Source organism: Micromonospora globosa (assembly GCF_000717585.1).
Taxonomy (GTDB): Bacteria; Actinomycetota; Actinomycetes; order Mycobacteriales; family Micromonosporaceae; genus Micromonospora; species Micromonospora aurantiaca.
Map to the genome: position 1 here is coordinate 43,738 of NZ_JNZR01000031.1, position 23,903 is coordinate 67,640.

22 protein-coding genes are annotated in these 23,903 nt (G+C 73.2%); 13 read left to right on the top strand and 9 right to left on the bottom strand.

The window, feature by feature from the left end:
* The first annotated feature begins 13 nt into the window (after positions 1-13).
* From IF06_RS0125130 to IF06_RS0125145, 4 genes are all read left to right on the top strand, one after another.
* Positions 14-1,708, top strand: a complete 1,695-nt coding sequence (locus IF06_RS0125130) for a GAF domain-containing sensor histidine kinase (RefSeq protein ID WP_013287677.1) — start codon at positions 14-16, stop codon at positions 1,706-1,708.
* Between the two features lie 7 nt (positions 1,709-1,715).
* Positions 1,716-2,384, top strand: coding sequence for a response regulator transcription factor (locus IF06_RS0125135; RefSeq protein ID WP_013287678.1), 669 nt, complete (start codon positions 1,716-1,718; stop codon positions 2,382-2,384).
* A gap of 196 nt (positions 2,385-2,580) precedes the next feature.
* Complete coding sequence (locus IF06_RS0125140) at positions 2,581-3,393, top strand: SAM-dependent methyltransferase (RefSeq protein WP_030273947.1); 813 nt, start codon at positions 2,581-2,583, stop codon at positions 3,391-3,393.
* Between the two features lie 76 nt (positions 3,394-3,469).
* Entirely contained in the window at positions 3,470-5,146 is a 1,677-nt protein-coding gene (locus tag IF06_RS0125145) for a putative bifunctional diguanylate cyclase/phosphodiesterase (RefSeq protein ID WP_225319615.1), read from the top strand.
* Between the two features lie 141 nt (positions 5,147-5,287).
* Here IF06_RS0125145 and IF06_RS0125150 read toward each other — a convergent pair whose 3' ends face one another.
* From IF06_RS0125150 to IF06_RS0125165, 4 genes are all read right to left on the bottom strand, one after another.
* On the bottom strand, positions 5,288-6,412 hold the full coding sequence (locus tag IF06_RS0125150; protein WP_030273949.1) for a glycosyltransferase family 4 protein: 1,125 nt from the start codon (positions 6,410-6,412) through the stop codon (positions 5,288-5,290).
* Entirely contained in the window at positions 6,409-7,668 is a 1,260-nt protein-coding gene (locus tag IF06_RS0125155) for a M48 family metallopeptidase (protein WP_013287682.1), read from the bottom strand. Before IF06_RS0125155 ends, IF06_RS0125150 begins: the two co-directional genes overlap by 4 nt.
* A 362-nt stretch (positions 7,669-8,030) precedes the next feature.
* The gene (locus tag IF06_RS0125160) at positions 8,031-8,252 is read right to left on the bottom strand and encodes a hypothetical protein (protein WP_030273951.1); all 222 of its coding nucleotides are present in this window, start codon (positions 8,250-8,252) and stop codon (positions 8,031-8,033) included.
* Between the two features lie 210 nt (positions 8,253-8,462).
* On the bottom strand, positions 8,463-9,860 hold the full coding sequence (locus IF06_RS0125165; RefSeq protein WP_013475730.1) for an NYN domain-containing protein: 1,398 nt from the start codon (positions 9,858-9,860) through the stop codon (positions 8,463-8,465).
* A gap of 127 nt (positions 9,861-9,987) precedes the next feature.
* On the opposite strand from IF06_RS0125165, the gene IF06_RS0125170 reads away from it, so the two are divergent.
* The 5 genes from IF06_RS0125170 (at position 9,988) to IF06_RS0125190 (ending at position 15,432) form a co-directional block, all read left to right on the top strand.
* Entirely contained in the window at positions 9,988-11,742 is a 1,755-nt protein-coding gene (locus IF06_RS0125170) for a DEDD exonuclease domain-containing protein (protein WP_030273953.1), read from the top strand.
* 129 nt (positions 11,743-11,871) lie between these two features.
* Complete coding sequence (locus tag IF06_RS0125175) at positions 11,872-13,659, top strand: RelA/SpoT family protein (protein WP_030273955.1); 1,788 nt, start codon at positions 11,872-11,874, stop codon at positions 13,657-13,659.
* 39 nt (positions 13,660-13,698) lie between these two features.
* A complete protein-coding gene (locus IF06_RS0125180) occupies positions 13,699-14,226 on the top strand; it encodes an NUDIX hydrolase (protein ID WP_030273957.1) in 528 nt (175 codons plus the stop codon).
* Entirely contained in the window at positions 14,223-15,092 is an 870-nt protein-coding gene (locus tag IF06_RS0125185; protein ID WP_030273959.1) for an NTP transferase domain-containing protein, read from the top strand. The genes IF06_RS0125180 and IF06_RS0125185 overlap by 4 nt, the downstream gene beginning before the upstream one ends.
* 52 nt (positions 15,093-15,144) lie before the next feature.
* Positions 15,145-15,432: an Lrp/AsnC family transcriptional regulator gene (locus IF06_RS0125190; protein ID WP_013287689.1), complete on the top strand. Its 288-nt coding sequence runs from the start codon at positions 15,145-15,147 to the stop codon at positions 15,430-15,432.
* A 61-nt stretch (positions 15,433-15,493) separates the two neighbouring features.
* Here the strand turns inward: IF06_RS0125190 and IF06_RS0125195 are convergent, their stop codons facing one another.
* The 5 genes from IF06_RS0125195 to IF06_RS0125215 form a co-directional block, all read right to left on the bottom strand.
* The gene (locus IF06_RS0125195; RefSeq protein WP_013287690.1) at positions 15,494-16,162 is read right to left on the bottom strand and encodes a DUF4142 domain-containing protein; all 669 of its coding nucleotides are present in this window, start codon (positions 16,160-16,162) and stop codon (positions 15,494-15,496) included.
* Positions 16,163-16,372: 210 nt separating this feature from the next.
* Entirely contained in the window at positions 16,373-18,004 is a 1,632-nt protein-coding gene (locus IF06_RS0125200; protein ID WP_013287691.1) for a cytochrome b N-terminal domain-containing protein, read from the bottom strand.
* Entirely contained in the window at positions 18,001-19,089 is a 1,089-nt protein-coding gene (locus IF06_RS0125205) for a ubiquinol-cytochrome c reductase iron-sulfur subunit (RefSeq protein WP_013287692.1), read from the bottom strand. The genes IF06_RS0125200 and IF06_RS0125205 overlap by 4 nt, the downstream gene beginning before the upstream one ends.
* A gap of 67 nt (positions 19,090-19,156) precedes the next feature.
* Entirely contained in the window at positions 19,157-19,990 is an 834-nt protein-coding gene (locus tag IF06_RS0125210) for a cytochrome c (protein ID WP_013287693.1), read from the bottom strand.
* A gap of 72 nt (positions 19,991-20,062) precedes the next feature.
* The gene (locus tag IF06_RS0125215; protein WP_013287694.1) at positions 20,063-20,662 is read right to left on the bottom strand and encodes a cytochrome c oxidase subunit 3; all 600 of its coding nucleotides are present in this window, start codon (positions 20,660-20,662) and stop codon (positions 20,063-20,065) included.
* A 108-nt stretch (positions 20,663-20,770) separates the two neighbouring features.
* Here IF06_RS0125215 and IF06_RS0125220 point away from each other — a divergent pair, with 108 nt between their 5' ends.
* The 4 genes from IF06_RS0125220 (at position 20,771) to IF06_RS0125235 (ending at position 23,710) form a co-directional block, all read left to right on the top strand.
* The gene (locus tag IF06_RS0125220) at positions 20,771-21,724 is read left to right on the top strand and encodes a cytochrome c oxidase assembly protein (RefSeq protein ID WP_013287695.1); all 954 of its coding nucleotides are present in this window, start codon (positions 20,771-20,773) and stop codon (positions 21,722-21,724) included.
* Between the two features lie 104 nt (positions 21,725-21,828).
* On the top strand, positions 21,829-22,227 hold the full coding sequence (locus IF06_RS0125225; RefSeq protein WP_013287696.1) for a hypothetical protein: 399 nt from the start codon (positions 21,829-21,831) through the stop codon (positions 22,225-22,227).
* 81 nt (positions 22,228-22,308) lie between these two features.
* Positions 22,309-23,355, top strand: coding sequence for an anthranilate phosphoribosyltransferase (gene trpD / locus IF06_RS0125230; protein ID WP_013287697.1), 1,047 nt, complete (start codon positions 22,309-22,311; stop codon positions 23,353-23,355).
* A 145-nt stretch (positions 23,356-23,500) separates the two neighbouring features.
* Complete coding sequence (locus tag IF06_RS0125235) at positions 23,501-23,710, top strand: hypothetical protein (RefSeq protein ID WP_013287698.1); 210 nt, start codon at positions 23,501-23,503, stop codon at positions 23,708-23,710.
* Positions 23,711-23,903: the final 193 nt, after the last annotated feature.

Sequence of the window (23,903 nt, forward strand, 5' to 3'; positions counted from 1 at the left end):
TACCATCCGTCACGTGCCCGCCTCCACATCCCGCCAGCCGTCGACGCAGCCCCTCGCGGCGGCGGCTCGCGCGGTCCTCCTCGCGCTGGTCGCCGCCCTGACCCTGTTCGCCACCCGCGACGCCACCCAGCTCTGGTGGATCGCGCTGCTGGGCGTCGCCGGCCTGCCCGCCGTGCTCGCCCCCCAACACCGGCTGCTCGCCCCGATCAGCCGCTTCGCCGAGGTGGTGGTGCTCGGGCTGGCCGCCAGCCAGGTCGCCGCCGACACCCATCTGTCCGGCGTGACCGGCGGGGTGGGCGCCTCGGCGGTGCTGCCGTACCTCGCCGTGCCGGTCACCGTGACCGCGCTGAGCCGCCGGTTCCGCGAGGGCGCCGCGCTGCTCGCCGTGGCGGCGGCGACGCTGCTGGCCAGCGCCGCGTTCACGCAGGTCGACGGCGGGCCGCAGCTCGGCCAGGTCGGCTACCTCGCGGTCTGCGCCCAGTGGCTGATCCTCGCCGGGCTCGGCCTCTACACCGCCGGCACGCTCCAGCGCGTCATGCGGGTGCGCGGCGAGGGCAAACCCCAGCCGTACGCCGAGGCGACCCGCCTGCTCACCCAGCTCCGTACGGTCGCCCGCCAGCTGCCCGGCGCCACCCTCGACCCGGGCGGCATCTCCGAGCACCTGCTGGAGGAGCTGCGGGTGGTGGCCAAGACCGACCGGGGCGCGGTGCTGTCCGCCAGCGGCGGCGGCCGGCTCGTGGTGCTCGCGCAGATCGGCGCGGACCGGGTCGACTGGGAGACCACGCTCGACGCCGACTCCGCCATCGCCGACGCCTGGGCCAGCCAGCAGCCGACCGTCTCGGCCCGCTCGCAGGCCCGGTCCCGGCGCTCCGGCGAGGTCTCCGCGCTGATCGTCCCGCTGGTGGCGGGCGTACGCACTGTCGGCCTGGTGGTGATCGAGGCGGACACCGCCGCCGCGTACCCGCCGCCCGTGGTGTCCCGGGTGACGGCGCTGACCGGCCCGGCGGCGCTGCGGCTCGAAGCCGCTCTGCTCTTCGACGAGGTGCGCTCGCTGGCGACCAACGAGGAGCGGCAGCGGCTGGCCCGGGAGATCCACGACGGGGTCGCCCAGGAGCTGGTCATGGTCGGGTACGGCATCGACAACGCGCTCGCCACCGTGCACGAGGACGCGGAGGAGACCGCCGACTCGCTGCGCACGCTGCGCCAGGAGGTCACCCGGGTGATCACCGAGCTGCGGCTGAGCCTGTTCGAGCTGCGCAGCGAGGTGGACCGGCACGGTGGCCTGGCCGCCGCCATCGCCGAGTACGCCCGCACCGTCGGCGCGTCCGGCGGCCTGCGGGTGCACCTGTCGCTGGACGAGTCCACCGCCCGGCTGCCGGCCGCCACCGAGGCCGAGTTGCTGCGCATCGCGCAGGAGGCGGTGACGAACGCGCGCAAGCACGCCGGCGCGTCGAACCTGTGGGTCACGTGCGAGGTGGATCCCCCGTACACCCGAATCGAAGTGTCGGATGACGGTCACGGCATCGGTGACCAGCGCCCGGACGGGCACTATGGCCTTGCGATCATGGCCGAGAGGGCGGAACGTATCCGAGGCCGGTTGGAGATCAGGCCGCGGCAGCCGAGTGGGACGACTGTGGCGGTGGTGCTCGGTTCGTCGCCCCGGCGCGATAAGGTGCGCGGCAGCGCCGCAGCAGCAGAAGGGGAGTAACCCGAGGATGACCAGCAGTCCGACACCGGCCACCCGTACCAAGGTTCTCCTGGTCGACGACCACGACCTCATCCGCAAGGGGCTGCGTCACGCGTTCGAGCGCGACCGTCAGTTCGAGGTCGTGGGCGAGGCGGCCACCGCTGCGGAGGGCGTGCGCCAGGCCGGCGCGCTCCAGCCCGACGTGGTGATCATGGACCTCCGCCTGCCCGACGGCAGCGGCCTGGAGGCCACCCGCGCCCTGCGCAAGTCCAGTGCGTCCATGGGCATCGTCGTGCTCACCATGTACGCCGGTGACGACCAGCTCTTCGGCGCCCTGGAGGCGGGTGCGAGCGCCTTCGTGCCCAAGACCGCCCCGGCCGACGAGGTGGTGGCCGCCGCCCGGCACGCCGCCTCCTCTCCCAGCGCGTTCACCGCCGCCGACCTGGCCGAGGCGATGAAGCGCCGGCTGGCGCCGTCCGGCCCGCAGCTGTCCCCCCGTGAGGGCCAGGTGCTGCGGCTGCTCGCCGACGGCATGAGCGTGGCCGGCATCGCCAAGCAGTTGTTCGTCAGCGAGTCGACCGCCAAGACCCACATCTCCAAGCTCTACGAGAAGCTGGGCGCCGCCAACCGGGCGCAGGCGCTGATGACCGCGCTGCGGCTGGGGCTGCTGGAGGCCCCGGACGCGCCGAAGTTCTGACGCGTACCGCCGGAAGAGGCCCCGTCCACCACGGACGCGGGCCTCTCGGCGTTCCCGGCCACGTGTGGTCGCGTACGGTGAGCAGCCGGACGCGTAGCGACGGCGGTCTTTGCACCGCGACGGCGGAGGGGCAGAATACCCGGGTGATCCGCGCGGCGGTGACGACCGCGTGTCGCCGACACCCGAGGGGCAGGACATGCAGCGGCCGGACTGGGCACCCGAGACGATCGACATCGAGCGCCCCAGCGTCGCCCGCATGTACGACTACTACCTCGGCGGCTCGCACAACTTCGCCGCCGACCGGGCGGCCGCCCGCGCGATGGTGGAGGCGGTGCCGGAGGCGCCGCTGATGGCGCAGGCCAACCGCGCGTTCCTGCGCCGGGCGGTGCAGTACCTCGCCCAGGCCGGCATCCGCCAGTTCCTCGACATCGGCTCCGGCATCCCGACCGTCGGCAACGTGCACGAGATCGCGCAGCGGATCGACCCGGAGTCGCGCGTGGTCTACGTCGACGTGGACCCGGTGGCGGTGGCGCACAGCCAGGAGATCCTGGCCGGCAACGAGCACGCCGCGGTGCTCCAGGAGGACCTGCGCAACCCGGAGGCGATCCTCGCTCACCCGGAGGTCACCCGGCTGCTGGACTTCACCCGGCCGGTAGCCGTGATGGTCGTGGCGGTGCTGCACTTCATCCCGGACGCCGACCGCCCGGAGGAGATCCTGCGGACGCTGCGCGGGGCGCTGGCGCCCGGCAGCCACCTGGTGCTCTCCCAGGCCAGCGAGGACGGCCGCGCCGGCACCGGCGAACGGGCCGAGGCGGAGCGGGTCTACCGGCGTACCGACAGCCAGCTCTGGATCCGCAGCCGGGCCGAGATGACCGCGCTGTTCGACGGCTTCGAGCTGGTCGACCCGGGCGTGGTGTGGGTGCCGCAGTGGCGGCCGGACTCCCCCGACCAGGCGGAGAACGCCGAGCGGGCCGTCTTCATGGGCGGGGTCGGGCGGCTCGGTGGGTGACGACGCGGCCCGCAGCAGGCCCGGCGTCTTCGCCCGGGCCTGGGCCAAGGCGGTGTCCGGCACCAGCTACCTGCCGATGACCCAGTCGCAGCTGGAGGAGATGCTGCAACGGCTCACTGACCGGCTGGCCCAGGCGCTGCGCGCCGAACCGTTCGACCTGCGGATCGGCCAGCAGGTCGGCGCGGAGCTGGTGCAGGCGCACATCGCCTCCGCGGAAGGGCTGGGCCGCACCGTCGAGGTGATCCAGCTGCGCCTGGTCCGCGACCTCGACCTGGTCGTCGACGACGTCGAGGACCGGATGGCCCGGCTGCTCGCCACGGTCGCCACCGGGTACGCCCGCGCCCTGCGCGACCGCACGCTGGACGAGCAGGAGTCCATCCGCCGCGCCGCCATGATGGCCCGTGCGCAGGCGGAACGGGCGCTGCGCGACAGCGAGGCCCGGTTCCGGCACCAGGCCACCCACGACCCGCTCACCGGCCTGCCGAACCGCACGCTGTTCACCGAACGGCTGACCGCCGCGATCACCGCGCCGGGGCGGGGCGCCGACCGGGTCGGTGTCTGCTTCCTCGACCTGGACCGGTTCAAGGTCGTCAACGACTCCCTCGGCCACCAGATCGGCGACTCGCTGCTGGTGACGGTGGCGCAGCGCCTGCACCGGGCGCTCGGCGAGCACCTGGTGGCCCGGCTCGGCGGCGACGAGTTCGTGATCCTGGTCGAACGCACCGCCGGCACCGACGACGCGGTGAAGGTCGCCGAGGCGGCCCTCGCCGCGGTACGCGAACCGGCGCTCGTCGACGGCCACGAGCTGACCGTCTCCGCGAGCATCGGCATCGTGGAACGCCCGGTCGCGGGCACCTCGCCGATGGACCTGATGCGCGCGGCCGACAGCACGCTGCACTGGGCCAAGGCCGCCGGCGGGGCCCGCTGGTCGCTGTTCGACGCCGACCGCAACCGCCGCGACCTGGCCCGGTACGCGCTGTCCGCGGCGATCCCCGCCGCGCTGGACCGGGGCGAGTTCTACCTCGACTACCAGCCGCTGACGTCGTTGCGCGACGGGCGGGTGCTCGGCATGGAGGCGCTGGTGCGCTGGCGTCACCCGGAGCTGGGTGTGCTGCGGCCGGACAGCTTCATCCCGCTGGCCGAGGAGACCGGGTTGATCGTCCGGCTCGGCAGCTGGGTGCTGGCCGAGGCGTGCCGCGAGGCGGGCACCTGGCCGGACGCGGAGGGCGACGCGCCGTTCGTCAGCGTCAACCTCGCCGTCCGGCAGTTGCACCGCACCGACCTGGTGACCGAGGTACGCGGCGTGCTCGGGCGCACCGGCCTGCCGCCGCACCGGCTGCAGCTGGAGATCACCGAGAGCACCATGATGAGCACAGTGGTCGAGCCGGTGCGGGCCCTGCGGGTGCTCGGTGACCTCGGGGTCCGGGTCGCCATCGACGACTTCGGCACCGGCTACTGCAACCTCGCGTACCTGCGGGACCTGCCGGTCGACGAGCTGAAGGTGGCGGGCGAGTTCGTGACCGGCCTGCGCGCGCCGGGCAGCGGCACCGACGAGCGGATCCTCGCCTCGCTCGTGTCGCTGGCGCACGCGCTGGACCTCACAGTCACCGCCGAGGGCGTGGAGACGGCCGACCAGGCCGACCGGCTGCGCGCGATCGGCTGCGACGCCGGGCAGGGCTGGCACTTCGGCCGTCCCGGCCCGGCCGCGCCGCACCTGGGCCGGGTGCCCGCCCACGTCGACGCGGCCTCCTGACCCGACCGTCGCCCTGACCCAGCCGCCGCCTGACCCGGCCGGCCCGCAGTTGCCCTGATCCGGCCCGCACGCGGCCTCCCGGCCCGGCCCGCGCGGGGTTCCGTGGCCCGATCGTGGTGGTCCGCTTCGCCTGACCTACCCTCAGCCGGCCAGCAGGGCGGCCATCCGCTGCGCCTGCGTCTCCCAGCGCCACTCCCGCTCCACCCAGGCGCGCCCGGCGGCGCCGAACTGCCGGGCCAGATCCCGGTCGGCGAGCAGCGTGGCCACCCGGTCGGCGAGCTGGGCCACGTCCCGGCCCCCGACCACGTACCCGGTCTCCCCCTCGCGGACCGCGTCCGGCGCGCCGCCGGAGTCACCGGCCACCACCGGCAGCCCGGTCGCGCTCGCCTCCAGGTAGACGATCCCGAGGCCCTCCACGTCCAGCCCGCGGTTGCGGGTGCGGCACGGCATCGCGTAGACGTCGCCGGCCGCGTAGTGGGCGGGCAGCTCGGCCGAGGGCACCGAGCCGGTGAAGACCACGTCGCGTTCCAGCCCGGCCTGCCGGGCCAGCTTCTCCAGCGTCGAGCGGTACGGGCCGCCGCCGACCACGAGCAGCGCGGCGTCGGGCACCCGGCGGCGGATCTCCGGCAGCGCGCGGATCAGAATGTCCTGGCCCTTGCGGGGCACCAGCCGCGACACGCACACCACCACCGGCCGGTCGGCCAGCCCGAGCCGTGACCGGACCCGCCCGCCGTCGACGTCCGGGTGGTAGGTGTCCACGTCCACGCCGGGCGCGAGCCGCCGCAGCTCGGTGAGCCCGTCCAGCACGCGGGCCAGCCGCGCCCGGGTGTACTCGCCGAGGTAGGTGGTCACGTCCACGCCCCGCCCGATCCGGCGCAACGCCGACCGGGCGCCTGGGAGCGCCGCCCAGCCGACCTCGTGGCCGTGGGTCAACGCCACCGCCCGGCGGATCCCGGCCCGCCGCCGCAGGCCCGCGGCGAGCAGCCCCAGCGGGGCCGCAGCGCCGAACCACACGGTGTCGCAGTCGTACGCGCGCGCCAGCCGCGCCGCCCGCCGGGCGATCAGCGGGGTGGGCAGCAGCACCCGGGTCCGCTCCCGGACCACCTCGAACGGCTGGTCGGCGTCGAACTTCTCCGCCCCGCGCCAGCTCGACGCGTACACCACCACCGAGCCGGGCTGCTGGCGTACGGCGAGGTTGTGCACGAACGACTGGATGCCGCCGGGGCGCGGCGGGAAGTCGTTGGTGATCAGCAAGGTGCGGCTCATCGGCCGGACTCCCTGGCGTAGGCGCGGGCGGCGGCCATCCGCTCCACGGTGGACGGGTGGGTCGCCGACCAGAGGCGCTCCCAGCGCGGCGGGTCGGGGTCGGCCAGGTTGACCCCGGCCAGTCGCCGCTGCATCGCCTCGAACGTCGCCGGGTCGCCGGTGAGCGCCAGCGCGTGGGCGTCGGCGCGGGCCTCGATCCGGCGGGAGACGAGCGCCTGCACCGGGGTGGAGAGCAGGCCGGCGACCGTGACCAGCACGATCAGCAGTGGGAACGCCCGCGGCTGGGCGATCGAGTCGACGCCGGCGAGCCGCAGCAGCGGCGTCCACGAACCGATCAGGTAGAGCGCCACCACCGCGGCGGCGGCACCGAGCGCGCCGAGCACCGTGCCGGTCCACACGTCCCGGTCCTTCGCGTGCCCCAGCTCGTGGGCGACCACGCTTGTCACCTCGGCCGGTTCCGCCTCGCGCAGCAGCGTGTCGTAGACGACCACCCGTCGGGTCGGGCCGAGCCCGGAGACGTACGCGTTCACCGCACTGGTGCGCCGGGACGCGTCGGCGACGAGCACGTCGCGCACCGGTACGCCGTCCCGGGCGGCCATCGCGGTCAGCTCGCTGCGCAGCGGGCCCGGCTCCATCGGGGTGAACCGGTTGAACACCGGCTCGACCAGCACCGGCAGCACGAACGACAGCACCACCACCAGGACCGCCGCGCCGGCCGCGCCGAACGCCCACCACCAGCGCGGGGCGAGCCGTACCACTGTGTAGAAGCCGAGCAGGACCAGCGCGCCGATCACCGCGCTGACCGCGTACGACTTGAGCAGGTCGACCGCCCAGCCGCCCCAGGTCTGGGTGCTCAGCCCGTAGCGGACCAGCACGGTCCGGCGCCAGGCCGCGAACGGCAGCGTGAGCAGGTCGGCGAGGAACATGACGGCGAGCCCGCCGAGCACGGCCTGCGCGATCCAGTGCCCGCCGAAGGGCCGGCCGACCAGTTCGACAAGGCGCCCGCCCAGCGGGGTCAGCCCGAGCAGCAGCGCCACCACCAGCCCTACTGCGAGCGCCGACCAGGCCGCCGGGCGCAGCGCGCCGTGGAACGCCCGGCCCCGGGTCACCTGCTCGGCCGGGAGGTCTCGCAGTGCCGCGAGCTGGTCGGCGCGGGGCGCCGGCGGGCGGCTCCACGGCACCAGCAGCGCCACCGCCACGAGCAGCGCGACCACCAGGCCGCCCAGGGTCAGCAGCGCCCAGGCGCGCGGGGTCACCGACCCACCCCGCCGTCGTGCCCCGTCCGCGTCATGCCGCTCCCCTCCCGCCGTGACCGCCCATCCTATTGCCCGGCCCTCGATCGGGACCGCCGTGCCCGACGCGCGACCCGGCGGCGTGGCCCGGCATCAGTCGGGCAGGGCTCAGGCACGGCACCGGGGCCGGAGCCCGGGCCGAGGGCCGAGGGCCGAGGGCCGAGGGCCGAGGGCCGAGGGCCGAGGGCCGAGGGCCGGGGGTCGGGGGTCGGGGGCCGGGGCCGAGAGCCGAGAGCCGAGGGCCGAGGGCCGAGGGTCGGGGGCCGAGGGCCGGGGCCGAGGGCTGGGCAGCGAACGGCCGACAGAGCCCGGGCAGGCAGGCGGTGTCAGGCGATTCGGCGACGGCCACCACGGCGGGGCGCCGGTGCCCGTGTCTCAGCCGGTGGGGACGGCAGCACCTCCACGTCGAATCCGGCCCGCGCGAACACCTCGATCGCCCGGTGCTCGGCCGGGCCGAGATCGGCCGGGCCGGAGTCGAACAGGGCGGTCACCAGGCAGCCGGAGCAGTCGGCACCACGGTTGCCGCAGGTGTCGCAGTCGATCAGCATCAACGCCTCCTGACGGGTCGCCGGTGGCGGCCGGGGAAGGAGCCACCACCGTCGGTCACCACGACGCTAACGCTCGGGTACGACAGAACCGGACATCGAGGCAGCAGCCGCCGCGAACCCGAACCAGTACGCCGAAGTGGCGCGATCAGCACGCGCGCGACCCCGCCACGTCCCCGAACTGGAGTCGATCAAGCGGCAGAAAGGACGGGCTCAGGAACGCGCCAGGCGCCGCAGCAGCGAGTCGGCGCCCAGTGGGTACGCGCCGTGCCGGCGTACCCCGTCGGCGACCTCGCGGTCCGAGGAGACCACGACCACCGGCCGCCCGGCCGGCTCGGCGCGGACCAGCCGGCGGATCAACTCGTCGGCGGTCTCCCCCTTGCGGGAGAACAGCACCCGCACGCCGCGCGGCGCCGGTGGCAGGCCGTGGATCCGCTCGGCGCCGTCGAAGACGACTGTGACCTCGTCCCCGGTCTGCGCGGCGATCCCGCCCAGCCCGGTGATGAGCCGCTTGCGCTGCTGCTCCAGGGACATCTCGCCGAAGCCGCGCTTGGTCACGTTGTAGCCGTCCACCACGAGGTGCGCCCGGGGCAGCGCGAGCAACTGGTCGAGGCGGGCCGGGTCGTCGGTGTCGCGGGCCCGCGTCGACGGGCCGGCCGGTGCGGCGCCCGGCTGCTCGGCGAACGCGTCGGCGACGAAGTCGGCCGGGAGCTTGTCCACCGGGTCGAGCGCCAGCTCGCGGCGCAGCCCCACGGCGGCCTGGCCGATCGTCTCCAGCAGCAGCCACAGCCGCGCGTCGTCGACCGAGCGGGCCTCCTTGGCGCTGGCCCGGGCCACTCCGGCGGCGGCCTCCGCCTCGGCCAGCCGGGCCCGGGCGCGGCGCAGTTCGGCGTCCGCGTCGGCGGCGGCGCGGGCTGCCCGCCCCCGCTCGGTGGCGAGCATCTCGGTGGCCTTGCGCTCCCGGGCCTGGGTCTCCCGCAGGGTACGGGTCAGCTGGCGGGCCTCCTCGCGGAGCTGCCCCAGCTCCTCCCGGACCCGGGCCAGCTCGTCGCGCAGCTTCTCCGCCTCGACCCGGGCCACCGCACGGTCGTGCTCGGCGCGGGCGGCCCGCTGTTCGGCCTCGCGTACCAGTTCGGCCACTACCGCGCTGTCTGCCTCGGCGCGTACCGCCTCGCCGCTGGCGTCGATGAGTTCCCGCCAGCCGCGGGGCCGGGCCAGGTAGGCCAGGGCGGCCACCTCGACCGGGTCGGCGGCGGCCGGCGCGGTGCCCTCGACCACAGCCGCACCCAGGTCACCGGCGTCGGCGAGGACCCGGGCGGTGATCCGCTGCCGGAACAGCGGGTCGGCGGTGAGCTGCGCGGCGATCGCGGGCGCGCCGAGGCGGGCGCGGCGGTTGGGGGCGAACTTGGCGACCCGCCGCAGCGGCACCGGCACCTCGTCGGCGGGCAGGCCGGGCAGCACGGCGGCGGTCAGCGTGACGATCCGCTGCCGGACCGGCTCGGGCAGCACGGGCTCGGGCTCGATCGCGGGTGGCGCGTCCTCATCGGCGGGCACGCCGACCACCGGCTCCTCCACGGAGGAGTGGTCGTCGTACGGCTCGGTGAGGGGCATGAGGCAAGTCTCCCACCCCGAACGGGCCCACCGCCCGGTGAGTGAGCCGATCTCTCATCGTACCCCCGTGGTATCTCCTGGGGCGGCAGTGACAGGAGTGTCGGACCGTGCCGCTAGCGTCCCGCGGGTGACACGAGCGGAGTACGTCCAGGAGTCGCTGGCCGGCCTGGACCCGGCGGGCAGCGGTGTCGACCCGGCGCTGCCGCTCTACGCGACCACCTTCGTGGTGGTCGACCTGGAGACCACCGGCGGCGCTCCCGACGGCGGCGGGATCACCGAGATCGGCGCGGTGAAGGTCCGCGGTGGCGAGGAGCTGGGCGTGCTCGCCACGCTCGTCAACCCGGGCGTGCCGATCCCGCCGTTCATCACCGTGCTCACCGGCATCACCCAGGCCATGCTGCTGCCCGCCCCGCCGATCGAGCAGGTGCTGCCGAGTTTCCTGGAGTTCGTCAGCGACGCCGTGCTCGTCGCCCACAACGCGCCGTACGACGTGGGTTTCCTCAAGGCGGCCTGCGCGAAGCACGGCTACCGCTGGCCCAACCCCCGGGTGCTGGACACGGCCGCGCTGGCCCGGCGGGTGCTCACCCGCGACGAGGTGCCCAACCGCAAGCTGGGCACGCTCGCCGCCTACTTCCGCACCGCGACCCAGCCCACCCACCGCGCGCTCGACGACGCGAAGGCCACAGTCGACGTGCTGCACGGGCTGATCGGCCGCCTCGGCGGGCACCGGGTCGGCACGGTCGGCGAGGCGATCGAGTTCGCCCGCGCGGTCACCCCCACCCAGCGCCGCAAGCGGCACCTCGCCGACGGGCTGCCGAAGGTGCCGGGCGTCTACATCTTCCGGGCCGCCGACGACCGGCCGCTCTACGTGGGCACGTCCGGCGACATCGCCACCCGGGTCCGCAGCTACTTCACCGCCGCGGAGAAGCGGGCCCGGATCTCCGAGATGCTCGCCGCCGCCGAGCGGGTGGAGGCGGTCGAGTGCGCCCACTCGCTGGAGGCGGAGGTCCGTGAGCTGCGGCTGATCGCGGCGCACGCGCCGCCGTACAACCGCAGGTCGAAGTATCCGGAGCGCCAGGTGTGGCTGAAGCTCACCGACGAGGCGTACCCCCGGTTGTCGATCGTGCGCGACATCGCGCCCACCGACACGGCCTACCTGGGGCCGTTCCGGTCCCGGCAGGCGGCGGAGCTGGCCGCCGCCGGCTTCCACGACGCGGTGCCGCTGCGGCAGTGCACGCACCGGCTCTCCCGGCGCACCACCATGCCGGCCTGCGCGCTGGCCGAGCTGGGTCGCTGCCCGGCGCCCTGCGAGCACCGGATCACCCCCGAGGAGTACGACGAGGCAGCGGCGACGCCGTTCCGCACCGCCACCAGCGACGACCCCGGAGTGGTGGTGGACGCGCTGCTCGCCCGCATCGAGGTGCTGTCGGCCGCCCGGCGGTACGAGGAGGCGGCTGTGGTCCGCGGCCGGCTCGTCGCGGTGCTGCGCGCGGCGGTCCGCATGCAGCGGCTGGCCGCGTTGACCGGCATCGCCGAGCTGGCCGCCGCCCGTCCGGCCGCCCGGGGCGGCTGGGAGCTGGCGCTGGTCCGGCACGGCCGGCTCGCCGGGGCCGGGGTGTCCCCGCCGGGTGTCCACCCGCGACCCACCATCGCGGCGATCCGCGCCACCGCCGAGACGGTGCTGCCCGGGCACGGTCCGGTGCCGGCCGCCACCGCCGAGGAGACCGAGCGGATCCTGTCCTGGTTGGAACGACCGGAGACCCGGCTGGTCGAGACGACAGACGGGTGGGCCTCGCCGGTGGCCGGTGCGGGGCGTTTCCGTGACCTGCTGACGAAGGCGGAGAACGGCGGATCCGCCAAACTCTCGACCGAACGCTCATGACCAACTGACCGATCGGACTACCTCGACTCCCTTAGTCTGTTAAAGGAGTGCAGACCTGCCCGATTCGCGGGCTCTGCTCCCGGTCGCCGGTTCCCGGTGGCCGAGGGCCGGGGTGAGGAGGTGTCCCAGGTGGACGTCGACGCCGGACACGGCGCCGCCCTGGGTGGCGCGCTCCCGACCCAGGGCGAACTACCGCTCACCCGCCGCCTGCGTTCCCTGCTCACCTGGCCGACGGCCGACGGCGACCCGGTCACCACACTGGTCCGCGCCCACCGTGGCATCCACGCGAGCGCCGACGCCTCGGTACTGCGCCGGGCCTACACGATCGCCGAGAACATGCACCGCGGCCAGTTCCGCAAGAGCGGCGAGCCGTACATCACCCACCCGCTGGCGGTGGCGCAGATCTGCGCCGACCTCGGCATGGACACCATCACCCTGGTCGCCGCGCTGCTGCACGATACGGTGGAGGACACCCGCTACACGCTCCAGGCGCTCCAGGAGGACTTCGGCCGCGAGGTCGCCCACCTGGTCGACGGCGTGACCAAGTTCGACAAGGCGTTCTACGGCAAGGCCGCCGAGGCGGAGACCGTCCGCAAGATGATCGTGGCGGCCGGCAAGGACGTCCGGGTGCTGGTGATCAAGCTGGCGGACCGGCTGCACAACATGCGTACGCTCGGCGTCCGCTCGGCCGCCTCCCGGGAGCGGATCGCCCGCAAGACCCAGGAGGTGCTGGTCCCGCTCTGCGACCGGCTGGGCATCCAGACGCTCAAACGCGAGCTGGACGACGTGGTGCTGCTGCACCTGCGGCCGGAGGAGCACGCGCGGATCGCCCGGTTCGTGCACGACCGGCCCGGCTGGGACGCCTACCTGGCCGACGTGGTGGCCCGCACCCGGGCGGCGCTGCGCCGCAACCGGGTCGACGCCGACGTCTCCCCCCGCCCCCGGCACCTCTACTCGATCTGGAAGGACACGGTCGCCGGCGACCACGCCGCCCCGTTCGACCTGCCCCGCATCGCGATCGTGGTGGACGGTCCGGCGACCGACTGTTACGCCGCGCTGGGCGCCGTGCACGGGCTCTGGCGGCCGGTGCCGGGCCGGTTCAAGGACTTCATCGCCTCCCCGAAGAACAACCTCTACCGGTCGTTGCACACGAGCGTCTGCGGCCCGCAGGACCGCACCGTCGAGGTGCTGATCCGCACCACCGAGATGCACCGCTCCGCGGAGTACGGCGTGGCCGCCCACTACCGCTTCCCCCGGGCCGCGGGCCGGGGCGCCGACCGGGCGGACGAGCTGGCCTGGCTGCGCCGGGTGCTCGACTGGGAGCAGGAGACGGTCGACCCGACCCAGTTCATGGAGTCGCTGCGCTGTGACCTGTCCGAGGCGCAGATCCAGGTGGTGGCCGACGGGCGGCAGGTCGTGCTGCCGGCCGGGGCGACACCTGTCGACCTCGCGTACGAGCTGGGCACCGAGCGCGGCGACCACTGCCTGGCCGCCCGGATCAACGGCCGGCTCGCGCCGCTGTCCTCCGAACTGGAAGAGGGCGACGTGGTGGAGATCTTCACCGAGAACGACGCGGAGAGCGGCTTCGAGGCGGACGTGGCCCCGCGCGGCCCGCGCCGGGAGTGGCTGGGCTTCGTGAAGTCCCCGCACGCCCAGATGCAGATCAACCGCTGGTTCGCCGAGCACACCGAGCCGGGCATCTCGATCGCCGACAAGGTCCGGCTCGGCCGGGCCTCGATCGGCCTGGCGTTGCGCAAGCACAGCCGGGGCCTGGCCAGCGACCTGCCGCTGCTGCGGCTGTCCGAGGAACTGGGCTACCCCGACCTGGAGACGCTGCTGGTGGCGGTCTTCGACCGCACCGTCGAGCCGGACACCGTGGTCCAGCAGTTGATCGATCTGGTCGACCACAGGCAGTAGACGGAGCCGGTCCGCGCCGGGACCACTAGCCTGGACGGCATGATCCCCCGCGCGCGTGCCACCGGACGGGCCCTCGGCTACCAGATCTTCTACCGGCTTCCGGTCCCGCTGCGACGGCGGCTGGTCCGGCTGGCCGTACCGAAGTACATCGTCGGCGCGGTCACGCTGGTCAAGGACACGGAGGCCACCGGCGCGGGCCGGATCCTGCTGCTGCGCCAGCCGCCCGGCTACAGCTGGACGCTGCCGGCCGGGCTGCTGCAACGCGGCGAGGCCCCGGTGATCGGCGCCGCCCGCGAGCTGTACGAGGAATCAGGCGTCCGTCTGTCCCCCGACGCGCTGCGCCCGGCGGTGCCGAACGCGGTGGTGCACGCCAAGGGCTGGGTCGACGTGGTCTTCGAGGCGGAGGTGCCGGCGTCGACCACCGAGCTGAAGGTGGACGGCGCCGAGGTGTTCGAGGCCGCCTTCCATCCGCTCGACGACCTGCCCCGGCTCAGCCGCGCCACCGCCAACCTGCTCGGCTACTACGGCATCGGCCCGCGCGCCGGCGAGCACCCACCGGCCGCGTGAGCACCCCGTACGCGGGCACTCCGGCTGCCGAGGTGTGCGCGGTGGTGCTGGCTGCGGGCGAGGGCACCCGGCTGCGCCCGCTCACCGAGCGGGTGCCGAAGGCGCTCTGCCCGGTGGGAAACGTCCCGCTGCTGGACCGGGCGCTGGCGCGGCTGGCCGCGCTCGGCCTGACCGGCCCGGAGCGGGTCGCGGTGAACGCCTGCTACCTGGGCGACCAGGTGGTCGCGCGGGTGGGCGGACGGGCTCACCTGTCGGTCGAGCCGGACGCTCCGCTCGGCACCGCCGGGGGTGTGGGCCGGCTGCGGGACTGGATCGACGGCCGGGGCGTGCTGGTCGGCAACGCCGACGCGTACCTGGCCGACCCGCAGGCCCCGCCCGGGCCGGACATCGCCGCGCTGCTGGACGGGTGGGACGGGCACGGCGTACGCCTGCTCGGCCGTCCCGCCGACGACCCGCACGCCCCCGGGACCTTCGACGGCCACGAGTTCGTGGGTTTCTCGCTGCTGCCCTGGCGGCTGGTCCGCGACCTGCCACCCACGTTCGGCGACCTGGTCCGGGCGGTGTGGCGGCCCGCGGAGGCCGCCGGGGCGCTCACAGTCGTGCCCTACCGGGGGACGTTCTACGACACCGGCACCCCGGCCGACTACCTGGCCGCCAACCTGCACGCGGCGGGACCGGACGGACTGGTGGACCCGGCCGCGACGGTGGACGGCCGGGTCACCGGCTCGGTGATCGGCGCGGGCGCGCGGGTGCACGGCGACGTGGACCGGTCGGTGGTGTGGCCTGGTGCGACAGTCGCGGCCGGGGAACGCCTGCGCGAGGTGATCCGGGCCGGGGACGACCTGACCGTCCCGGCGGCGCGATGAGGGGCGCGGGCTCTAGCATGGGCCTCGTCGCCGACGAACGGAGAACCGTCCCGTGATCACCGCGATCGTGCTGATCGACTGCGCCACCGACTCCATCCCCGAGGTGGCCGAGACCCTGGCCAACCTGCCCGGCGTCAGCGAGGTCTACTCGGTGGCCGGGCACGTCGACCTGATCGCCATGGTCCGGGTCCGGGAGTTCGAGCAGATCGCCCAGGTCATCGCCGGCAGCATCTCGAAGGTGCCGGGCGTGCTCAACACCGAGTCGCACATCGCGTTCCGCGCCTACTCGCAGCACGACCTGGAGGAGGCGTTCGCGATCGGGCTGGCGAACGCCGACTGACACGAGCCGGTGACCGGCCTGCCCTCGCGGGCGGACCGGCCACCGTCGACCGTGCGGTACGTCAGCTCTGGCTGGGCACCGGGGTCTCCGTGGTGCCCGGAGCGGGCTCCTCGGTCTCGGTGCCGCCCGGAGCCGGCGACTCGGTGCCACCCGGGGACGTGGTGCCGCCCGGGCTGGGCGTGCCGCTGGCGCTGGTCTGCGGAACCGGGACGCCCAGGGTCTGGGCCAGGGCCACGAGCGCGTCGTAGTGCGCCTGGAGGACCGGCAGCGCGTCCTGCGCGATCTGCACCACCGACTGCTCCGAGCCCTGCGAGATCTCGGTCTGGGTGGCCTGGATCGCCTGGACGTGGCCGGCGAGCTGCGCGGTCACCCACGCCTTGTCGAACTCGGCCCCGCTGAGGTTGTTCAGCTTGTCCAGGACCTTCTGCTGGTCGGCGGTCGGGTCGGCCGGCAACTGCACGTTGAGCTGCTGCGCGGTCGACTGCACCGTCTGGTCCAGCTGGGTGTGGTCCGTCACGAACATCTTGCCCAGGTCCTTGACCTGCTGGTTCTGACCCTTCTGCTGGGCCAGGTTACCGGCGGTGATCTCGAACAGGTTGACCTGGTGAACCGCCTGCAGGTACTGCGTATCCTGCGTCGACGGCTGTGCCGCCGCCTGCGCCGCGGCGGCGGGCGCCAGCCCCACGACCACCAGCGCGGCCAGCAGGCCCAGGCGTTTGATTCCCAACATTCGTTCCTCCCCCATGAGACGTCGGACCGCACGGATACCCGGCTGACCGGGGTTATTCCTGCGATTCCACCCGTCCGTGTCGGGGGCGACGGCCGTCGGCGCACCGGCCTCCCGCCGTGCGCGGGAGGGAACGGGACGACCGGCGCGGAAACGGCAGTGGCGCCCGCCGGAAGATCCGGCGGGCGCCACTGTCAGTCGTACCGGGGAGGGTCAGCGACGGCTCTCGCCGCTGCCGATCTCCTCCCGCTCCGGCCGGGCCTCGACCGGCGGGTGCCCCGGCGAGACCGGCGCCTCGGCCGGCTTCTCGATCGGGTAGAAGAAGCCCCGGATCGCCGGGCCGAGGGCACCGAGCCGGTTCATCTTCTTCGGCACCACCCAGCCGACGTAGTCCAGCGCCGGCGGGTGACCGTCGTGGCCGTCGGCCGAGGTGAGCGGCTGGTGGACCTCGACGAACCGGCCGTCGGGCAGCCGCTTGATGATGCCGGTCTCCACGCCGTGGGCCAGCACCTCCCGGTCGTGCTGCTGCAGACCCAGGCAGATCCGGTACGTGATGTAGTACGCGATCGGCGGCAGGATCAGCAGGCCGATCCGGCCACCCCAGGTCATCGCGTTCAGGCTGATGTGGAACTTGTCCGCGATGACGTCGTTGGCGCCGGAGAGGGTCAGCACGACGTAGAAGGCGAGCGCCATGGCGCCCACGGCGGTCCGGGCCGGAACGTCCCGGGGCCGCTGGAGCAGGTTGTGGTGCTTGTAGTCCTTGAGGCGGCGCGCCTCCAGGAACGGATACATCGTCGACAGGCCGACCAGGATTCCGGGTAGCACCACAGTCGGCCAGAACAACGGTGGGATGACGTACCCGTTGCCGATCGGGATGTGGATCTCCCAGCCCGGCATGAGGCGGGTCGAGCCGTCGAGGAACATGACGTACCAGTCGGGCTGGCTGGCCGCCGAGACCACCCACGCCTCGTACGGGCCGAACAGCCAGATCGGGTTGATCTGGAACATGCCGCCCATCAGCGCGATCACGCCGAAGACGACCATGAAGAAGCCGCCCTGCTTGAGCGCGTAGCGCGGGAACATCCGCTCGCCGACCACGTTGGAGTTGGTCCGGCCGGGGCCGGGCCACTGGGTGTGCTTCTGCTTGAACACCAGGCCGAGGTGCACGCTGATCAGCGCCACCAGCAGACCCGGGACGAGCAGCACGTGGGCGATGAAGAAGCGGCTGATGATGATGGTGCCGGGGAACTCCCCGCCGAAGATCGACGAGCTGACCCAGGAGCCGATCACCGGGATCGACAGGATGATCGCGGAGGCGATCCGCAGACCGGTGCCGGACAGGCCGTCGTCCGGCAGCGAGTAGCCGGTGAAGCCGGCCAGGAAGCCGACCCAGAACAGCAGCGAGCCGATGATCCAGTTGGTCTCACGGGGCTTGCGGAACGCGCCGGTGAAGAAGACCCGCAGCATGTGGACCACGATGGCGGCCATGAACAGCAGGGCCGACCAGTGGTGCATCTGCCGCATGATCAGACCACCGCGGACATCGAACGAGATGTCCAGGCTGGAGGCGTAGGCGGCCGACATCGGGGTGCCCCGCAGCGGCGCGTAGCTGCCGTTGTAGATGACCTCGGTCATCGCCGGCTCGAAGAAGAACGTCAGGAAGACGCCGGTGAGCAGCAGGACGATGAACGAGAACAGCGCGATCTCGCCGAGCAGGAACGACCAGTGGTCGGGGAAGACCTTGTTCAGCAGCTTGCGCAGGGGCGTGGCCACCTGGAAGCGGTCGTCCACCGCCCGCGCGCTCTTGGCCGGCAGCGCTGCTGCATCAAACTTTCGGCGCTTCATGGCCGCTCCCAGAAGTCGGGACCGATGGTCTCGGTGTAGTCGGACTTCGCCACGAAGAAGCCCTCCTCGTCCACCTCGATCGGCAGCTGCGGCAGCGGCCGGTTCGCCGGGCCGAAGATCGGCTTGGCGTTGTCGGTGATGAGGAACTGCGACTGGTGGCAGGGGCAGAGCAGGCGGTTGGTCTGCTGCTCGTAGAGGCTGGCCGGGCAGCCGGCGTGCGTGCAGATCTTGGAGAACGCGACGTAGTTGCCCCACATGTAGTCGCCGTGGCCCTTGCGCTCGTTCGCGGCGCGCGACTTCTGCGCGTCGTCCTCCCGCAGGTGGATGAGCAGGGTCGGCGAGTCGGCGTGCAGGTTGCTCACGCCGCCGTCGATGCCCGGGAACACGGTGAGCTGGCCGCCGACGCTGACGTCGGCCGGGCGGATCGGGCGGCCGTCCTCACGGATCAGCCGGATCTTCTTGCCGCCCTCGCCCGGCTGGAAGCCGGTGGTGAACATCTGGTTGTTCTTGTGCGGCTGCTCGATCAGGCCACCGATCAGCGGGGCCGCGGCCACCGCGCCCACCGGCGCCAGGCCGGCGAGCAGCGAGATGCCGAGCAGCGGCCGGCGACGGACGCCCATCTCGTCGGCCAGGTAGAGCATGGTCTCGCCGGTGATCTTGCGACCCTCCGGGTCGTCGGCCTGGTCGTGCCGGTCCTGGATCGAGACCTCCTTGGGCAGCAGCTTCTTGCCCCAGGTCAGGATGCCGAAACCGATGCCCAGCAGCGCCAGGCCCAGCGTCACGCCGAGCAGCGGCGTGTAGAGCTTGTCGCCGCCGGTACCCGGCTCCCACTGCCACGGCCACCAGATGTAGACCACCAGGAAGGCGGTCGCGAAGACGCCGGTCAGCAGGAACATCAGGGCGACCGTGCGGGTCAGCCGGCGCTCGGCCTTGCTGCCCGGGACCACCTGCGGCTCGTAGTGGACGATCTCGATGTCGTCCCGCCGCGCGCCCTCCTGGACGATGTCGAACCGGGAGAGCCGGGGGTCGTTCACGTCGAGCGGCTCCGGGCCCTGCTGGGCCTGGTGCTCGGTGTGGGTGCTCATGCCGTCACCTCGCTACGGGTGACGCCGGGGGTCGGCGCCACAGCACTGGAAGCATTGATCCGTCCGGTCACGACTTGCCCGCGATCCACAGGCTCGCGAAGACCAGCGCGACGATGCCGACCAGGAAGATCGCGAGACCCTCGGTCGACGGGCCGTAGCGGCCCAGGTTGAAGCCGCCCGGATCGCCGTCGTGCTTCAGCGTCTCCTGGATGTAGGCGATGATGTCCGCCTTCTCCTCGGGCGTGATCTGGTTGTCGCCGAACACCGGCATGTTCTGCGGGCCGCTCAGCATCGCGGCGTAGATCTGCCGGTCGCTGGCCGGTGCCAGGCTCGGCGCGTACTTGCCGGAGGACAGCGCGCCGCCGCCGCCGCTGAAGGCGTGGCACTGCGAGCAGTTGATCCGGAACAGCTCACCACCGGTGGACAGGTTGGCGCCCTCACGCAGGTCGCCGTTGGGGACCTCCGGGCCGCCGCCGAGCTCCTGGATGTACTGCCCGAGCTGGCGCACCTGCTCGTCGGTGAACTGCGGCGGCTTGCGCATGGCCTGGGCCTCCTGCCGGGCCATCGGCATGCGACCGCTGCTGACCTGGAACTCGACCGAGGCCGCTCCGACGCCGATCAGGCTCGGACCGCGGCCCTCGACGCCCTGGGCGTTGCGACCGTGACAGGTCACACAGCTCACGTCGAACAGCGCCTTGCCCTCGTTGCCTGCGGCGGTCAACGGAGGGTTGTCCTGCGCCTGCACGCCGGGGGCGAAGACGGTGTAGGCACCGCCTGCCAGCATCAGCGCGGCGAACAGCCGGACCGCGGCACCCAGCCGGCGGCGGCCCCTGCTGCGCGCTACGGGCCGCCCGCGCAGCCGCGCGAGCAGACCGCGTCGGCGGTCGTTGTCAGAAGTCATGACCTGTGTCCTTAACCGGTTGGACCTTGTCTCAGGGGACGGAGCAGCGGCGCGGTTCGTGACGCGCCAAGATCACTGGAGCCAGTAGATCATGGCGTAGAGCCCGATCCACACGACGTCCACGAAGTGCCAGTAGTAGGACACGACGATCGCCGAGGTCGCCTGGGCGGGGGTGAACCGGCCCATCGTGGTACGGATCATGAAGATCACGAAGGCGATGAGGCCGCCGGTCACGTGCAGACCGTGGAAGCCGGTGGTGAGGTAGAACATCGACCCGTAACCGTCTTCGTTGATCTTCACACCCTCGTGCACCAGGGTCCGGTACTCGTTCAGCTGACCGAGCACGAAGATCAGACCCATCACGAAGGTGATCGTGAACCACCGGCGCAGAGCGTGGACGTCACCGCGCTCGGCCGCGAACACGCCGATCTGGCAGGTGATCGAGGAGAGCACCAGGATCACCGTGAACGTGGTCGCGTACGGGATGTTCAGCACCTCGGTGTGCTTCTCCCACTGCTCCGGCGCCGCCGCGCGGATGGAGAAGTACATCGCGAACAGCGCCGCGAAGAACATGAGTTCGCTGGAGAGCCACACGATCGTCCCGACGCTGACCATGTTGGGTCGGGTCAGGGAGTGGATCCGGCTCTTGTCAATGGCTGGGGCCGCAGTCACGCGGTCATTATTGCCCCTGACCGGGACCGACGATCAGCGGGGTGCCAAACCGGTCCCTTCCGTGGCCCGATCGTGGTGGTCCGCTTCGCCTGACCTACCCTGAAAAGCGTGCTGCACGTCGATCAGATCCGCGCCGTCACCTCGGCTGTTCCGGCGACACTGGCGGCGGGAGGCGAGGGCGCCCCGCCACCGTTCACCGTGACCCGGGTCCTCACCGAGACCCGCCTGGACAGCTGGCTCACGCTGGGCATCGTCCTGGCCGCCGGCCTCTACCTCTACGGGGTGCACAGGCTGCGGCTGCGCGGCGACCGCTGGCCGGTCATCCGTACCGTGTCGTTCCTCGGCCCCGGCCTCGGCGGCATCGCCCTGGTCACGCTCACCGGCCTCGGCGCGTACGACACCGCCCTGCTCTCGGTGCACATGGTGCAGCACATGGTGCTGTCCATGATCGCGCCGATCTTCCTGGCGCTCGGCGCCCCGGTGACGCTGGCGCTGCGCACGCTGCCGGTGCGGCCCCGCAAGCGGCTGCTCGCGATCGTGCACAGCAAGGTGATCCGGATCTACAGCTTCCCGCTCGTGGCGTTCGCCATCTTCGTGGTGAACCCGTTCGCGCTGTACTTCACCGACCTCTACGAGTTCACGCTGCGCCACGAGTGGGCGCACGAACTGGTCCACGCGCACTTCATCGCCACCGGCTGCGTCTTCTTCTGGCCGCTGCTCGGCCTGGACCCGCTGCCCGGCCGCTGGCCGTACCCGGGGCGCGCGCTGCTCATGCTGCTCTCGGTGCCGTTCCACACCGTCCTCGGCCTGACCATCATGCAGAGCACCACGCTGTTCGGCGGCGACTGGTACCCGTCGCTCAACCTGTCCTGGTCCGACCCCTGGAACGACCAGGTGGTCGCCGGCGGCATCCTGTGGGCCGGCGGCGAGTTCGTCAGCGTCACCATGCTCGCTGTCCTGGTCGTCCAGTGGGTCAAGCAGTCCGAGCGCGAGGCCCGCCGGCTCGACCGCGAGCTGGACCGCCAGGAGGCCCGCCAGCGCGCCGCGGAGGCGAGCACCTGACGGCACGTTCCGGGGTACGCCCCGAGCCCGCCGGGCGGGGCGACGGCCCGGATGTGACGACCGCTACGATCAGCGGGCAGCTACGAGGTGGGAGCCACGTCACGATGAGCGATCGTCTTTGCACCGTCCTGCTCTACAGCGACGACCCGAAGGTCCGCGACCGGATGCGGCTCGCCGTGGGCACCCGGCCGGCGCCCGGGATCGAGATCGAGTTCGTCGAGGCCGACGACTACAACGCCTGCATCCGGCTGGTCGACGACTACGAGATCGACCTGCTCCTGCTCGACGGCGAGGCGACCCCGGGCGGCGGCATCGGCATCGCCCGCCAGATCAAGGACGACCGGGACGACGCGCCGCCGACCTGCGTGGTGCTGGCTCGCGCCGCCGACCGCTGGCTGGCCGCGTACGCCGAGGTCGACGCCACGCTGACCCACCCGCTGGACCCGGTGGTCGCCGGCAGCACCGTGGCGGAGCTGCTGCGCCGCACCCACGCCGCGGCCTGACCCCTCCGGTCCTCGCGCGCCACGGCCACGCGGCCGTGGCGCGCCCCAACCGCATTCCTCACGCCGCTCGGGAGGCCCGCCATGGGCGAACGGACCTGGCCGCTTCTGCTCAACGCGCTGCTGCGCGGCGAGGAGCTCTCCACCGCCGACACCGCGTGGGCGATGGGCGAGATCATGGCCGGCTCGGCCACCCCGGCGCAGATCGCCGGGTTCGCCGTGGCGCTGCGCACCAAGGGTGAGACCCCCGCCGAGCTGGGCGGCCTGGTCGAGGCCATGCTGACCCGCGCGGTGCCGGTGCACCTGCCCGAGGACGTACGCGCGACCGCGCTGGACGTGGTCGGCACCGGCGGAGACCTCGCGCACACGGTGAACATCTCCACCATGGCGGCGCTGGTGGTCGCCGGGGCCGGGGTCCGCGTGGTCAAGCACGGCAACCGGGCCGCCTCCTCCTCGTGTGGCACCGCCGACGTGCTGGAGCAGCTCGGCGTACCCCTCGACCTGGCACCGGAGCAGGTGGCCCGCTGCGTCACCGAGGCCGGCATCGGCTTCTGCTTCGCCGCCCGCTTCCACCCCGGCATGCGCCACACCGGCCCGGTCCGGCGCGAGATCGGCGTACCCACCGCGTTCAACTTCCTCGGCCCGCTGACCAACCCGGCGCGGCCCCGCGCGGGCGCGGTGGGCTGCTTCGACAAGCGGATGGCCCCGGTGATGGCCGCCGTCTTCGCGGCCCGTGGCGACTCCGCGATCGTGGTACGCGGCGAGGACGGCCTGGACGAGTTCAGCACCGGCGCCCCCACCCGGGTCTGGGTGGCGCAGCAGGGCAGCGTCACCGAGGCCGTGCTGGACGCGACGGACCTCGGCGTGCCCCGGGCCACCCTGGCCGACCTGCGCGGCGGGGACGCGGTCTACAACGCCGACGTCGTCCGCCGCCTGCTCGCCGGTGAGACCGGCCCGGTGCGGGACGCGGTCCTGGTCAACGCCGCTGTCGCGCTTGCCACCCAGGGGCCGCTCGACGGCGATCTGCACGAGGTGCTGCGGGCCAATCTGGACCGGGCCGCCGAGGCTGTCGACTCGGGCGCCGCCGCGGCCGCGCTGGAGCGCTGGCTCGAGGTGGCGCGCACCGCCTGACGGCGGCCTGGCGCGGGTGTTGTCGTACCCGCGTGCCAAACTACACGGGAGTTATTTTCCGTTTTCGGTCTTTCGTTTTCGGTCTCTGGTCCGCCGGCCGGCGTCTCACCGCCTGGGCCGGTGCCCGGAGCGAGAGGAGCCTCCCGTGTCTGACCGCGAGCTGCACTGTGACACCTGCGAGGGCGTCGTGCTGTTCGAGGCGCCGCCGTGCGGCGACGGGCACGGCGCCGACTGCCCGGAGCTGATCTGCACCGGTTGCGGCGCGGCAGTGGTGATCGCCACGTTCACGTTCCGCGAGACCCGCCTGGCGAGCCGCCGCACACCCCGCCGGCCGTCCCACCCCCGGGCCGCCTGACCGCCGCTCCTTCCCCTCCGGCCATCCCGCCCTCCCGCCCTTCCGCCCGTCCGCGCGCCGCGCCTGTCCGCGCCTCTTTGCGCCCCCGCGCCTGTCCGCGCCTCTTTGCGCCTCCGCGCCTGTCCGCGCCTCTTGCGCCCTCGCGCCTCTTTGCGCCCCCGTGCCGCGCGCGGCCGCCCACCCTTCTCCACTC